The organism is Gracilibacillus sp. JCM 18860 (assembly GCF_055395245.1).
The window spans coordinates 254,740-269,656 of the sequence record NZ_AP043868.1; the positions used below are offsets into that span (position 1 = coordinate 254,740).

Annotated in this window: 16 protein-coding genes; all 16 read left to right on the top strand. The window is 36.6% G+C overall.

Translation table 11 applies throughout. The features are described from left to right. Nucleotide 1 precedes the first annotated feature (1 nt). The 16 genes from ffh to topA all read left to right on the top strand — a co-directional run bounded on the left by ffh (nucleotide 2) and on the right by topA (nucleotide 14,719). On the top strand, nucleotides 2-1,363 hold the full coding sequence (ffh, locus tag ACZ5R4_RS01350; RefSeq protein WP_109984449.1) for a signal recognition particle protein: 1,362 nt from the start codon (nucleotides 2-4) through the stop codon (nucleotides 1,361-1,363). A gap of 110 nt (nucleotides 1,364-1,473) precedes the next feature. Further along, nucleotides 1,474-1,743 (top strand): 30S ribosomal protein S16, encoded by a 270-nt coding sequence (gene rpsP / locus ACZ5R4_RS01355; RefSeq protein WP_054859514.1) that lies wholly within the window; start codon nucleotides 1,474-1,476, stop codon nucleotides 1,741-1,743. Nucleotides 1,744-1,757: 14 nt separating this feature from the next. Next, on the top strand, nucleotides 1,758-1,985 hold the full coding sequence (locus ACZ5R4_RS01360; RefSeq protein WP_054787578.1) for a KH domain-containing protein: 228 nt from the start codon (nucleotides 1,758-1,760) through the stop codon (nucleotides 1,983-1,985). 168 nt (nucleotides 1,986-2,153) lie between these two features. Beyond that, nucleotides 2,154-2,540, top strand: a complete 387-nt coding sequence (locus tag ACZ5R4_RS01365; RefSeq protein WP_054859513.1) for a YlqD family protein — start codon at nucleotides 2,154-2,156, stop codon at nucleotides 2,538-2,540. A gap of 16 nt (nucleotides 2,541-2,556) precedes the next feature. Further along, complete coding sequence (gene rimM / locus ACZ5R4_RS01370; protein ID WP_109984448.1) at nucleotides 2,557-3,081, top strand: ribosome maturation factor RimM; 525 nt, start codon at nucleotides 2,557-2,559, stop codon at nucleotides 3,079-3,081. After that, nucleotides 3,078-3,821, top strand: a complete 744-nt coding sequence (gene trmD, locus ACZ5R4_RS01375; RefSeq protein ID WP_109984447.1) for a tRNA (guanosine(37)-N1)-methyltransferase TrmD — start codon at nucleotides 3,078-3,080, stop codon at nucleotides 3,819-3,821. The genes rimM and trmD overlap by 4 nt, the downstream gene beginning before the upstream one ends. Before the next feature lie 119 nt (nucleotides 3,822-3,940). Beyond that, a complete protein-coding gene (gene rplS / locus ACZ5R4_RS01380; RefSeq protein ID WP_054787575.1) occupies nucleotides 3,941-4,285 on the top strand; it encodes a 50S ribosomal protein L19 in 345 nt (114 codons plus the stop codon). A gap of 128 nt (nucleotides 4,286-4,413) precedes the next feature. Next, a complete protein-coding gene (lepB, locus tag ACZ5R4_RS01385; protein WP_054787574.1) occupies nucleotides 4,414-4,974 on the top strand; it encodes a signal peptidase I in 561 nt (186 codons plus the stop codon). Between the two features lie 33 nt (nucleotides 4,975-5,007). Continuing rightward, nucleotides 5,008-5,859, top strand: a complete 852-nt coding sequence (gene ylqF, locus ACZ5R4_RS01390) for a ribosome biogenesis GTPase YlqF (RefSeq protein ID WP_054859511.1) — start codon at nucleotides 5,008-5,010, stop codon at nucleotides 5,857-5,859. Nucleotides 5,860-5,961: 102 nt separating this feature from the next. Beyond that, nucleotides 5,962-6,786 carry a ribonuclease HII gene (locus ACZ5R4_RS01395; protein ID WP_277677839.1) on the top strand — a complete coding sequence of 275 codons (825 nt, stop codon included), beginning with the start codon at nucleotides 5,962-5,964 and terminating at the stop codon, nucleotides 6,784-6,786. An 11-nt stretch (nucleotides 6,787-6,797) separates the two neighbouring features. Next, complete coding sequence (locus ACZ5R4_RS01400; protein ID WP_109984445.1) at nucleotides 6,798-8,822, top strand: hypothetical protein; 2,025 nt, start codon at nucleotides 6,798-6,800, stop codon at nucleotides 8,820-8,822. Beyond that, nucleotides 8,819-9,094: an EscU/YscU/HrcU family type III secretion system export apparatus switch protein gene (locus ACZ5R4_RS01405; RefSeq protein ID WP_054787568.1), complete on the top strand. Its 276-nt coding sequence runs from the start codon at nucleotides 8,819-8,821 to the stop codon at nucleotides 9,092-9,094. The genes ACZ5R4_RS01400 and ACZ5R4_RS01405 overlap by 4 nt, the downstream gene beginning before the upstream one ends. Nucleotides 9,095-9,247: 153 nt before the next feature. After that, entirely contained in the window at nucleotides 9,248-10,414 is a 1,167-nt protein-coding gene (gene sucC, locus ACZ5R4_RS01410; RefSeq protein WP_109984444.1) for an ADP-forming succinate--CoA ligase subunit beta, read from the top strand. A 115-nt stretch (nucleotides 10,415-10,529) separates the two neighbouring features. Then, a complete protein-coding gene (gene sucD / locus ACZ5R4_RS01415) occupies nucleotides 10,530-11,432 on the top strand; it encodes a succinate--CoA ligase subunit alpha (protein ID WP_109984443.1) in 903 nt (300 codons plus the stop codon). 63 nt (nucleotides 11,433-11,495) lie between these two features. After that, complete coding sequence (gene dprA / locus ACZ5R4_RS01420) at nucleotides 11,496-12,413, top strand: DNA-processing protein DprA (protein ID WP_054859507.1); 918 nt, start codon at nucleotides 11,496-11,498, stop codon at nucleotides 12,411-12,413. A 227-nt stretch (nucleotides 12,414-12,640) separates the two neighbouring features. After that, on the top strand, nucleotides 12,641-14,719 hold the full coding sequence (gene topA, locus ACZ5R4_RS01425; RefSeq protein ID WP_109984615.1) for a type I DNA topoisomerase: 2,079 nt from the start codon (nucleotides 12,641-12,643) through the stop codon (nucleotides 14,717-14,719). Nucleotides 14,720-14,917: the final 198 nt, after the last annotated feature.

Here is a 14,917-nt window from a genome sequence, read left to right on the forward strand (position 1 = left end):
TATGGCATTTGAAGGTTTAGCCGACCGCCTACAGAATACCATTCAAAAAATTAAAGGTAAAGGTAAAGTTACAGAACAGGATGTTAAGGAAATGACACGAGAAGTTCGTCTTGCCCTATTGGAAGCAGACGTAAACTTTAAAGTGGTCAAGGACTTCATCAAAAATATTAAAGAACGAGCAGTAGGACAAGAGGTAATGGAGAGCCTTACACCAGGGCAACAAGTCATTAAGATTGTAAAAGAAGAGTTAACAGCATTAATGGGTGGAGAAGAAAGTAGAATAGCAGCGGCAGATCGTCCGCCAACGGTTATTATGATGGTTGGTTTGCAAGGTGCTGGTAAAACAACGACAACTGGTAAGCTAGCTAATCTATTACGAAAAAAATATAATCGGAAACCATTGCTTGTGGCAGCAGATGTTTACAGACCTGCTGCGATCGACCAACTAGAAACACTTGGAAAGCAATTAGATATGCCTGTTTATTCTGCTGGAACGGATGCAAACCCTGTCGATATTGCGAATGAGGCGCTGGAAAAAGCCAAGGAAGAACATTTAGATTATGTTTTAATCGATACAGCAGGTCGCTTGCATATTGATGGAGATTTAATGGATGAATTAATTCAGATTAAGAATAATGTGAGCCCAGACGAAATCTTTCTTGTGGTGGATGCCATGACTGGCCAGGATGCGGTGAACGTTGCTGAGAGCTTTAACGAACAATTAGATGTATCCGGAGTCGTCTTAACAAAACTAGATGGAGATACACGTGGTGGGGCCGCATTATCGATAAAAGCAGTTACAGACAAACCGATAAAATTTGCAGGGATGGGCGAGAAACTAGATCAATTAGAGGTCTTCCATCCAGAGAGAATGGCATCAAGAATTCTAGGCATGGGGGATGTTCTTTCCTTAATTGAGAAGGCTCAAGATAATGTAGACGAAAAGCGTGCGAAAGAACTTGAGGAAAAAATGCGATCTGCCTCCTTTACGTTTGATGATTTTCTGGAACAGATGGGTCAGGTTCGTAACATGGGACCATTAGAGGATCTTCTAGACATGATCCCTGGTGCTAATAAGATGAAAGGCTTAAAAAATGTTGAATTTGACGAAAAACAAATTGCGCATGTAGAAGCTATTATTCAATCTATGACAGCACAAGAACGTCAGGATCCCAGTCTCCTTAATGCAAGCAGAAGAAAGCGGATTGCACGAGGATCTGGTCGATCTGTTTCGGAGGTTAACCGTCTCATAAAACAATTTGACGAAATGAAGAAAATGATGAAGCAAATGACCAATATGCAACAAGGAAAGAAAGGCAAAAAGGGAAAAAAATCAAAAGGTTTTCAGTTCCCTTTCCTCTAAAATAGAGGAGCAATTTTATTTTTAGTATGTAAGGCAAAAACACTTTACAGGCAACTTAAAATCTGTTACAATTCTATCTTGTGTGAAACATTTATTTGGAGGTGTAAGAAATGGCAGTAAAAATTCGTCTTAAACGTATGGGTTCAAAAAGAAATCCATTTTATCGTGTTGTAGTTGCTGATTCTCGTTCACCACGTGATGGACGTATTATCGAGCAAATTGGAACATATAATCCGGTAGCGAATCCGGTTGAAGTAAAATTAGATGAAGAAAAAGCCCTTGATTGGATGACAAAAGGTGCAAAACCAAGTGATACTGTTCGCAACTTGTTTTCTAAAGAAGGCATCTTAAAAAAATTCCATGATTCAAAAAATCAATAAAGTAGTGTGATTCCATGAAATCCTTAATTGAAACAATTATCGAACCATTGGTTGATCATCCCGAATCTATTGTTGTGACAGAAAAAGAAGAAGAGAATAAAATAGTTTATCATCTTCAAGTACATGAGAATGATGTTGGGAAGGTAATTGGTAAAAATGGACGGATCGCAAAAGCCATTCGGACAGTTGTTTATGCAGCTGGAACGAAAAGCAATAAGAAAGTTTATTTGGATATCATGTAATAGAAGAGAAGGCGCATAGAACCTTCTCTTTTTCTATGGAATTTTTTTCTGCTTCTTATTAGTCAAAGTCTTATATAATTATCGTTTCCTTCTTTATCTTTCGAAGAAGTTTTGCTATTCTTTTATTGAAAAGGTCTTGAATAATTTAGTATAGAAAGGCTGAAATGGATGAAAATTATTCGGAAGGTCGCTGTAAAACAAATTGTTACAGATCAAAGTAAAGCGAAGCTAAGACAAGAATATGATTTGAAAATATTTAAGCTAGAGCAAGAATGTCAACAATTATTATTTGAACAGAAAAAGCTTGAGCAACGTACTGCGAAGAAAAAGGCAGATATTTCAGCGAAATTTCAGAAAGAAATTGCCAATCGAAAAGATCATATTAAATGGTATAAATATAAAATCGAACAATTGGATATACTCCCAATCGGAAATGAAATCAGTGATGGAGAAGTAGAAGCTATGATCGATATAGAAGAAGGTATGAATTGGGATCATATTATGGAGCAAAGATCCATTGTGATCAAGGATGGAATCATTACAAAAATTACATAATTAGGTGATAATGAATATGGAAAATAATTTTTTAAAAGTTGGAAAGATTGTTAATACTCATGGAATAAAGGGTGAAGTCAAAGTCGTTAGAATTACAGATTTTGAACAACGATTTGAGCCTGGATCTACATTATGGATACAACCAAATGAACAGGGAGACTTGTTAAAAGTTGTCGTCGATGCCCACCGGACCCATAAACAATTCGATTTATTACATTTTGAAGAAATGAATAATATTAATGATGTAGAGAAATATAAAGGTTCCTTATTAGTCATTAAAAAGGATCAACTAGATGATGACCTAGAGGAAAATGAATTTTATTACCATGAAATAATAAATTGTATGGTCTTCACAATGGAAAAGGAGCCAATTGGACAAGTAAAAGAAATACTATCCCCTGGCGCAAATGATGTTTGGGTAGTAAAATCAAATAAAGGTAAGGACATTCTCATTCCTTATATTGCGTCTGTTGTCAAACATGTAGACATTGACAAGAAAGAAATCATCATTGAACCTATGGAAGGACTAATTGAATTATGAAGGTAGACATACTGACACTATTTCCTGAAATGTTTGAAGGAGTTTTTCAATCCTCTATCTTAAAAAAAGCAATCGACCAAAACTTTTTACAATATCACTATATTAACTTTAGAGATTATACAGATAATAAACACAACAAAGTAGATGATTATCCATATGGTGGAGGTGCAGGAATGGTGCTAAAGCCTCAACCTATTTTTGATGCCATTGCCTCCATTGAAAAAGAAGAGACGGTAAAGCCGAGAATCATCCTCATGTGCCCACAAGGGGAGCCCTATACCCAAAGAAAGGCAGAGGAACTAGCTAAGGAGGACCACCTTATCTTTATATGTGGACATTATGAAGGTTATGATGAAAGAATTCGAACTGGTCTTGCAACAGATGAAATATCTATAGGAGACTATGTACTGACAGGTGGAGAGCTTGGAGCAATGGTAGTGATCGATAGTGTAGTAAGACTAATTCCTGGTGTGCTCGGGAATGATACCTCGGCAGTGGAGGACTCCTTTTCAACTGGATTATTAGAGCATCCACATTATACAAGACCAGCTGAGTTTCGTGGGATGAAGGTACCTGATGTATTATTATCGGGAAATCATGCGCACATTGACACTTGGCGTAGAAAACAGGCTTTAAAGAGAACCTTTTTGCGAAGGCCAGATCTATTAGAAAATCAATCATTTTCTGTTGAAGAAAAAGAATGGCTAAAACAATGGAAGGAATCCAAAGGAAGTAGTTGAAATTACATTGACATTATGCTATATTGATAGTTGTGCTTAAGTAGAGACTTAAGGTTAAAAAACGGTGTTCCGCTTATGATCATTCGTAAAGAGCATTGGTTTGGAAGGAGTGTAATAGAATGCAAAAATTGATCGAAGAAATTACAAAAGACCAATTACGTACTGATTTACCTGAATTTCGTGCTGGTGATACGGTAAAAGTTCACGTGAAGGTTGTCGAAGGTAACCGTGAACGTATTCAGGTATTTGAAGGTGTAGTAATTAAACGTCAAAATGGTGGCATCAGTGAAACATTTACTGTTCGTAAAATTTCTTACGGTGTAGGAGTGGAACGTACATTCCCAGTGCATTCACCACGTATCGCAAAAATCGAAGTATCTCGTCGTGGTAAAGTTCGTCGTGCGAAGCTTTATTATTTACGTAACCTACGTGGTAAAGCTGCTCGTATTAAAGAAATTCGCTAATGTAACAAAATGTGAAAGGAGCTTGCATTGTCAGGCTCCTTTTTCTTCTATATACAATTATTTCCTTATAAAGTAATTATGCAATCAAAGACTAAATCTACTTAGTTGTTAAGAAAGGAACTTCCTATATGGCATCCAAAAAGAATGATTGGGTCGAATGGATAAAGATTTTGTTGGTAGCTGTAGTCATCATTGTTTTTGTACGAATGTTTATAGCAGTACCAATCGTTGTAGAAGGGCCATCGATGTTACCAACTTTAGAAAATGGAGATCGATTAATTGTAGAAAAACTAAGTGTTACCTTTAATCAGATTGAGCGATTTGATGTCGTGGTCTTCCATGCAACCATGAAGAAGGATTATATTAAACGAGTCATTGGGTTACCTGGTGACAAAATTGAGTACAGAAATGATCAATTGTACGTAAATGACCAACCAGTGGATGAACCATTTCTAGCTGAGGTAAAATCTCAATTAGAAGAAAATACAACTTATACAACTGATTTTTCACTGGAGGAAGACATAAAGGGAAATAAAGAAGTAGTACCTGAAGGACATGTTTTCGTACTTGGGGACAATCGTACGAACTCGACAGATAGTAGGCAATTAGGTTATATTCCGATGGATGATATCGTTGGAGTTGCTAAATTAACGTATTGGCCTATTGACAAGATTAGCTTATTAGAATAATGATATGAGACAATATAGAAATAAGGTGATGATATGACCATTCAATGGTTTCCTGGCCATATGGCAAAAGCACGTAGAGAAGTGCAGGAAAAATTAAAGCTTGTGGATTTTGTCATCGAGCTAGTGGATGCTAGAGCACCATACTCGTCACAGAATCCTATGCTCCAACAACTTCTTAACAATAAATCAAAAATGTTAGTGTTAATGAAAAAAGACTTAGCAGATCAAGAAATCACGGAACAATGGCTACAGTATTTTCAAGCACATACTATAACAGCGGTGACAGCTAATGTGAATAATCGTAAGGATATTCAAACAATAGTCGAAACGGCAAAAAAATTAGGACAGGCTAAGTTGGAACGTTTGAAAAAAAAGGGTGTAAGACCAAGGGCAGCAAGGGCAATGATTATAGGAATTCCAAATGTAGGAAAATCGACATTGATTAATCGTCTTGCCAACAAAAAGATAGCAAAAACCGGTGACCGACCAGGAGTGACGAAAAGTCAACAATGGATTAAAGTGAAAAATGACTTTGAACTATTAGATACACCTGGAATACTATGGCCGAAATTTGAAGAGGAATCTGTTGGACTCCGATTAGCGGCGATAGGTACCATTAAGGATCAGCTACTGCCAATGCAGGAAATTGCTGCATTTATCATTCGATATATGAAGGAATATTACCCAACCAATATAGAGGAGCGCTACCAATTATCAGACCAATTAGAAATGTCGGAAATATTCGAACAGATAGGAACAAGACGAGGATGCCTTGAAGCGGGAGGGTTCGTCAATTACGAAAAAACGGCAGAAGTTATCATCCAGGATTTAAGAAACGGAAAGCTAGGAAATTTAACACTAGAAGAGCCAAATATAGATGACTAAAGGCATTCCATTATAGAAGAATGTCTTTATTTTTTATGAAAAAGTGCCGATATAAAGGGTGACTTATCAAGATGTGTAACATTCGTTACTTTTTAAATAATCTTGAGTGATAACCTTGCCTTACGGTTTAATACAGTGATAAAAGAAAATGAGGTGGAGGATTTGGATACAAAATGGACAGTCCAAAAAGTCAAAGACTATCTATTCAACAGTGAATGTAGTGCTGAAATTATAGAAGAATTTAGACAGGATCATCGCAAGGGTGTACAAAAGCTACTTGTACAATATGATCGGAAGCAAGCCCAAATAGCTAAAGCTATACGGCATTTTGAGCATATGAGTAGTTACGAAAAAAAGCACTGGGAAAAGGGCAAGTTACATATTGTGGGAATAGACGAAGTAGGAAGGGGACCTCTAGCTGGACCAGTTGTGGCGGCAGCGGTTATCTTACCAAAAGAATTTCAACTGATTGGAATTGATGATTCCAAAAAATTAAGTAAAGAAAAACGCGAGGAATTTTACGAGCATATCATCGAACAATCATTAGATTATAATATCGGTATCATTGAACCGAGTGAGATTGACCAAATAAATATCTTTCAAGCAACCAAAAAAGCTATGAGACTAGCTTTAAATGGATTATCCAAAGATATTGAACATATCTTAATTGATGCAATGCAACTAGAAGGACTAGCTTATCCGAGTGACTCCATTATAAAAGGTGATCAAAAGAGTATTTCTATTGCAGCAGCAAGTATTGTTGCAAAGGTTACGCGTGACCGCCTGATGGAAGAACTTCATCTATCTCATCCACACTATGATTTTCATAAAAATAGTGGGTATGGTACAAGGGCTCATATAGAAGCAATTAAGAAATATGGGTTGACTAAACACCATCGAAGAAGCTTTTTAAAATCTTTGACTTAGGAGGGTTATTTATGAGTTTGCAAAATATTGCAAATCCTTTTTCATTAACAAAACCAAGCACCTTAAAGCAATTACCATCATTAAAGCCTGGTCAAATGATTTCTGCAAAAGTATTAGAGCTTTTCCCTAATCAAAAAGCTACCATTCAAGTGAACGGAAAAGAAATAGTAGCACAATTAGAAACAGCCTTGACAGCGAAGAAAAGTTATCTCTTTCAGGTTATATCCGCTGGAGATGTTACAAGAATTAAAAAAATAACCGAAACACCTCAAAAAAATGACGGTAGTATAGATCGCTTACTACAGCAATTAGGAATACCCTCAACGAAAAACAGTCGTTCCTTATTTGCACAAATTGTCGCACAACAGATACCTTTCTCTAATAAAGCAGGTAAGGAATTAGCTCAATTAATTGAGTTAATAGGTGGGAATAATCAAAATCAACAAATCCTTTTAACTATGCTAGCGAAGGACTTACCACTAACAGAAGAAGTTTTTAAAAGTTTGCAGCAAATACTAACACAATCATTAGGAAGTCAAATGAGTGAATTGAATGACATGTTGGAAGTAATGTTGAAACAGAAGTCACTTGTCATGAATGAGAAGCACTTTTCTTTATTATACGATAAATTGCAAGTAATACTCGGTAACAATCTGTTGACTAATGAAGGTAATACGAAAAACTATTTGACTATGAACATCCAAACGATTAATGCATTATTAAAAAAAGCAGGATTATCCAAGGAGATTCCAATTTCTCGATTTTTACAAATAATCGAACAATCGAATTTACAGCATCCATTACTATCTGCTGATCAAATCCAAAAGTCGTTATCAAATAGCGGAATGCTTGCAAAATTGACGAATCATTTATCGTCAGATGATTTGGTAGTCTTACAAAAATGGATAATGACAACTTCTCATTTTCCAATAGAACGCCAAGCTTTAGAAGTCTTACTGCAACACGATTTTCAAGCAATGCAGCATTTATCGACAAAGGATAAAGGCTTACTACAACAGCTATCCCAATCATCCTTCTATTTATTATTAAAAGAGGCAGCCAAACAATTAATGACAAACCAGCCTTTTATTCATCAAGAACAACAACAGAGCTTCGGGCAATTAGTAGGTAGATTGGAGAATGCTCTAGAGAATAATCTACCGATTGGATCAATCAAATCATTAATAGCAAGTCATTCTATTTTTTCTGTATTATTGAAAGGATTATCAGCAGATGATGCCCAATTTATCCGGTCATGGATGGATCAAAATCAGCCATTGAATAATAGTGATCAACGTGCAATACAAATACTTACAAAGGTAATGGGGCAACAATTGACGCAAGATGAAATGTTTGTAGCAAGAGAGATTTTGCAGAGACTCGATCAGATGAATCCGAATGATCCACAATCTGTTAAAAACCATTTTATTACATTAATAAAGCATTTTATAGAAACAAGTGGAATACAGGATGAAGCACAGCTACTTAAACAAAAAGGACAACAGATAGAACCGCTTTCCTTGAAGCAAACACTTCTGCTACTCTCGCAGCATTCCACTGACAGTATCGGGGATAAAATGACTAGATTATTACAAACATTAACAGGATTACAATTACAGATGGTAAATGATCATCAAATGTATGAGCTTAATCTACAAATACCCGCAGAGAAATTAGGTCTTGCAAATGACATAGTGCTACAATTCGCAGGAAAACGAAAAAATGAGAGTGATGAGATTGATCCAGAATATTGCCGAATTCTATTTCACCTTGATTTGAATCAACTAGGGGAAACGATGATTGCCATGTCCATCCAAAAAAGAATCGTCCATATTACGGTCTACAATGATAAAGAGTTAGCTCCACCTCTTTTATCTATGTATAAACCCCAGCTAGAAGAAAGGTTGGAGGAACTTAACTATCAACTTACCTCTGTTGTTTGGAAAAAGATGAGTGATCAACAAATTGGTAAATTACCCCGTCAACCTTATATAAAAGAATCTACACGTACAGAAGGGATTGACTTTCGCATATGAGTAAGGAGAAGCAACAAAAGGCTAAGGCAGCAGCACTCCGATTTGATCGTGATGTAGACAATGCACCTAAGGTTACAGCTGTTGGAAAAGGGTATGTTGCTGAAAATATACTTGAAAAGGCCCTAAAGCATCAGATTCCAATTCAATCAGATCCTACCTTAGTCGAATTACTTTCTGAATTGAACATTAATGAGACAATACCAGAAGAGTTATATCAAGCAGTAGCAGAAGTGTTTGCCTATATTTATCAAATAGATCAACAATCAAAATAGTTACACAGGCCAATCTTTACTATAAAAATGAGATGGAAAGAAGGAAGATTGAAATAAAATGAAGTTTCATATTATTTAGAGTATTTTGTAGACAATTGCTGTCCTTTTTTTATACAATGAGAATGCAGTGATTAATTGATGGGAGGATGGAAGATGAATATTCACGAGTATCAAGGCAAAGAAATTCTGCGTAAATACGGAGTGGCTGTTCCGAATGGGAAAGTAGCATTCACAGTAGAGGAAGCTGTCGATGCTGCCAAAGAATTAGGTACAGAGGTATCGGTAGTTAAAGCGCAAATTCATGCTGGGGGAAGAGGAAAAGCAGGTGGTGTGAAGGTTGCGAAAAATATCGATGAAGTTCGTACATATGCAGATGAAATTTTAGGCAAGACACTTGTCACACATCAAACAGGTCCTGAAGGTAAAGAAGTAAAACGTTTACTTATCGAAGAGGGCTGTGATATTAGAAAAGAATATTACATCGGTTTAGTATTAGACCGTGCTACTTCAAGAGTTACGATGATGGCTTCAGAAGAAGGCGGTACAGAAATCGAAGAGGTGGCTGCCGAAACACCTGAGAAAATTTTTAAAGAAGAGATCGATCCTGTTACTGGATTAATGCCATATCAAGCGAGACGCCTTGCTTTTAATATCAATATTCCAGAAGAATATTTATCGAAAGCGGTTAAATTTATGCTCGGATTATACAAGGTATTTATCGAGAAGGATTGTTCTATCGCAGAAATCAATCCATTAGTGACAACTGGTGATGGAGAAGTATTAGCACTAGATGCGAAATTAAACTTTGATGATAATGCATTATTCCGTCAAAAGGATATTGTCGAATATCGCGATTTAGAAGAAGAGGATGAGAAAGAAATAGAAGCATCCAAATATGACTTAAGTTATATTGCTTTAGATGGAAATATTGGTTGTATGGTAAATGGAGCAGGACTTGCCATGGCCACAATGGATATTATCAAACACTACAATGGTGATCCAGCCAACTTCTTAGATGTTGGGGGCGGTGCGACAGCAGAAAAGGTAACAGAAGCCTTTAAGATTATCTTATCGGATAAAAATGTAAAGGGCATTTTTGTTAATATTTTCGGTGGTATTATGAAATGTGATGTCATTGCAGAAGGGGTAGTCCAAGCTACGAAAGAAGTGGGCTTGAAGATTCCACTCGTTGTCCGTCTTGAGGGTACTAATGTCGATGCTGGAAAGAAAATTCTGGCTGAATCTGGTTTAAACATTACACCAGCAGAGTCAATGGCTGATGGTGCCGAAAAAATTGTCTCATTAGTAAACCAAGCTTAATAGAGTTGTTTTAAGGAAGAAGCGCAGAGGAGCGTGCTGATCTTCATAGCTCTATAGGTTATCACAGTCCAGAATTTTATAAATTCCTAGAAAGTGAATAAGGAGGAACCATTACATGAGTGTTTTTATTAACAAAGATACAAAAGTGCTTGTTCAAGGTATTACTGGATCAACTGCACTTTTCCATACTAAACAAATGCTAGAATATGGAACGAAAATTGTCGCTGGTGTAACACCAAAAAAAGGTGGGCAAGAAGTAGAAGGTGTACCTGTATTCAATACAGTAGAAGATGCGGTTAAAGAGACAGGAGCGAATGCATCAGTTATTTACGTGCCTGCGCCATTTGCAGCAGATGCTATCATGGAAGCAGTAGATGCAGAGCTTGATTTGGTTATTTGTATTACGGAGCATATTCCTGTTATGGATATGGTCAAAGTTAAGCGCTATATGGAAGGAAAGAAAACGAGATTAGTAGGTCCGAATTGTCCTGGTGTTATTACTCCAGAAGAATGTAAAATAGGTATTATGCCTGGGTATATTCACAAAAAAGGTCATATCGGAGTTGTTTCCCGTTCAGGAACATTGACGTATGAAGCAGTTCATCAATTATCAGAAGAAGGATTTGGCCAATCAACAGCTGTTGGTATTGGTGGGGACCCTGTAAACGGAACAGATTTTATTGATGTTTTAAAGGCGTTTAATGATGATCCCGAAACAGAAGCGGTTATGATGATTGGGGAAATTGGAGGAACAGCGGAGGAAGAAGCAGCAGAATGGGTAAAAGCTAATATGACCAAACCTGTTGTTGGCTTTATTGGTGGACGTACGGCACCTCCAGGTAAGCGAATGGGGCATGCAGGTGCGATCATTTCTGGAGGTAAAGGAACCGCTGAAGAGAAAATTAAAGTAATGAACAGCTGTGGTATCCAAGTGGCAGAAACACCATCTGTGATGGGTGAAACACTCATTAAAGTCCTCAAAGAAAAAGGACTCTATGACAAATGTAAGACACATTAATGTTTACTAGGAAGAGATAGCTTCCCTTATCTCTTCCTTATTTAAATCAAAGGACGTGAATAGATGGATAAAAAAAGCTTAAGACTCCTACATTTAAAACAAATTAGAGGGGTTACGAGACCAATTATTTGGAAACTGTTAAAGTCAGACCCTCAACTTCAAAACATATATGATTACAATTTGAAAGATTTGCGAGATATCCTTCGTGTAGATCCGCAAAGAGCAGAAGCACTTTATCAAGGATTACATCAGACCTCGTTACAAAAAGAAATTCTACAAGACCTACAACAATATCAAGCTATTACCATTTTTGATAAGAATTATCCACCACAGCTCCGCTTTATCCCAGATCCTCCTCTTAGCTTATACTTAAAAGGAAATATAGATATATTGACACATCAACCGAATATCAGTATTGTAGGTACACGCTATCCCTCTGATGCTGCAAAAACCATTATGCAAACATTATTGAAGCCTTTAATTAATGAAAAATGGCTATTGGTAAGCGGAATGGCCCTTGGTATTGATGGTTATGTGCATGAATTAGCCATGAAATACGATTCTCCTACAATTGCGGTGCTTGGTAGTGGTTTCCGTCATGTCTATCCTAAACAGCATGTGGAAATGTATCAAAACCTATCCAGGCATAATCTCGTCATTTCTGAATATCCTCCATATAAAACACCTCAAAAATACCATTTTCCCGAAAGAAATCGCATCATAAGTGGATTAACGTTTGGTACTTTAGTGATAGAAGCAAAAGAAAAGAGTGGTTCATTGATAACTGTTGACCAAGCATTAGAACAAGGGAGAGAAGTTTTTGCAGTACCTGGTTCTGTTTTATGCCCAACTAGCAGAGGGTGTAATCAATTAATCAAGGACGGTGCAAAATCAGTGCTTACAGGACAAGAAATAATCGAGGAATGGCATGATCAAAAAGTTAAATGGATCGAAATATTAAACCATTCACCACAATCTTAACTAGTATCTAAGCGGTAGCTAAATGGGTAAATGACTAAATAAAAGGAGTTTTTTTACATTTAATTACTGAAGGATATTTTTTATTCATTATTTGACAAATCATACAAAAGTATTTAATAATAGGGAAGATTTATCTTATTCATTAAAAGAGAAATAGTTGAATAAAATTTGAAATTTCGATAATGTACTATTTAATAGGAAGTAACCTCTTGGGAGGGTTAGAATTTATGGCACAATATCTAGTAATCGTCGAATCACCTGCTAAAGCTAAAACAATTGAAAGATATTTAGGTAAAAGATATAAAGTAAAAGCATCGATGGGGCACATTCGAGATTTACCTAAAAGTCAAACAGGGGTAGATGTCGAAAACAATTTTGAACCAAAGTATATTACAATTAGAGGAAAAGGTCCGGTTTTAAAAGAACTAAAAACAGCTGCCAAAAAAGCAGATAAAGTTTTTCTAGCAGCCGACCCCGACCGCGAGGGAGAAGCTATTGCATGGCATTTAGCTCATAGCTTAGACATTGATATACATTCAGATTGCCGAGTGGTGTTTAATGAAATTACTAAGGATGCAGTTAAAGATTCCTTTAAGCATCCGAGAAAAATTAATATGGATCTAGTCGATGCACAACAAGCCAGAAGAATATTAGATCGTTTAGTTGGTTACAATATCAGCCCGCTATTATGGCAAAAGGTCAAAAAAGGGCTTAGTGCAGGAAGAGTGCAATCAGTTGCTGTTAAGATGATTATCGACCGAGAAAATGAAATAAAGAATTTCAAGCCGGAGGAATATTGGAGTATCCAGTCTCTCTTTTCTAAGGATGGCCAACAATTTGAAGGCAATTTCTATGGTTCTAATGGGAAAAAAGTAGAATTAAAAACAAAAGAAGATGTAGATAAAATTTTAGCAAAATTGAAGGGTGACTACTTTTTAGTAGATAAAGTTAATAAAAAAGAAAGAAGACGAAATCCTTCACCAGCATTTACTACATCCTCCCTTCAACAGGAAGCAGCTAGAAAATTGAATTTCAGAGCTCGAAAAACAATGATGATTGCACAGCAATTGTATGAAGGAATAGATTTGGGTAAAAAAGAAGGTGGAATCACCGGACTTATTACCTATATGCGTACCGATTCTACGAGAATCTCAACCACTGCACAAAACCAAGCGAGAGATTTTGTTGATCAAAAGTATGGGAAATCCTATATAGGCTCTAACAAACAAGCTAAGAAAAGTGAAGGCGTACAGGATGCGCACGAGGCAATTCGACCGACAAATAGCTTTCGTGATCCACAGTCATTAAAAAATGTACTATCAGGAGATCAGCTTAAACTGTACAAACTAATTTGGGAACGATTTATTGCTAGTCAAATGGCCCCTGCTGTTATGGATACAATGACTGTTCATTTGCTAAATGAAGGAATAGAATTTCGTGCTACAGGATCGAAAGTTAAATTTAAAGGCTTTATGAAGGTTTATATTGAGGGTAGTGATGATCAGGAAAATAAACAAGAGAAGTGGCTACCAGAAATAGAAGAAGGAATTAAAGTAAAATCGGAAAAAATGGAACCTAGTCAGCATTTTACTCAACCTCCTCCGAGATATACAGAGGCGAGACTTGTTAAGACAATGGAGGAAAAGGGAATTGGACGACCTTCAACCTATGCCCCTACACTGGACACCATTCAGAGACGAGGCTATGTAGCGTTAGACAATCGTCGATTTGTTCCAACTGAGTTGGGAGAAATCGTAAGTTCTTTAATGGAAGAGTTTTTCCCTGAGATTATCGATGTCGCTTTTACAGTCAAAATGGAAGATGACTTGGATGCGATTGAAGAAGGGAAAACGGAATGGATAAGAATTATTGATCAGTTTTACCAAGGGTTTAGTCAACGCCTTTCCAAAGCTGAAGAAGAAATGGAAAAGGTTGAAATTAAAGACGAACCTGCAGGAATTAATTGTGAAAAATGCGGACATGAAATGGTCTACAAAATGGGGAGATATGGCAAATTTCTTGCCTGCTCTAATTTTCCTGACTGTCGAAATACAAAACCGATATTAAAAGAGATCGGAGTAAAGTGTCCTAAATGTAAGGATGGAAATATTGTAGAACGAAAAACAAAACGGAAAAGAGCCTTTTATGGATGCGATAATTATCCGGAATGTGATTTCATCTCATGGGATAAACCTATTGGACGAAATTGTCCAAAATGTCATACGATGCTCGTCGAGAAGAAAAGTAAAAAAACGGCACAAGTACAATGTCCTCATTGTGATTATAAAGAAGAGGCACAGAGCTAAACAGTTTGAACTTGCTATCTAATACTGATAGCAAGTTTTTGTTTTTTTAAGGTAAGTAAGCATAAAAATATGACTCAATAGATAAGGAAAAGCGCAATGGGCCAGTTTTAAAGCTGAATGAAAGCTGACTAAATACGGACTATGCGTTAAGGCGTCGGCATACCCCTATGAAGGGGGCATGATTCCTTTATCTCAGTT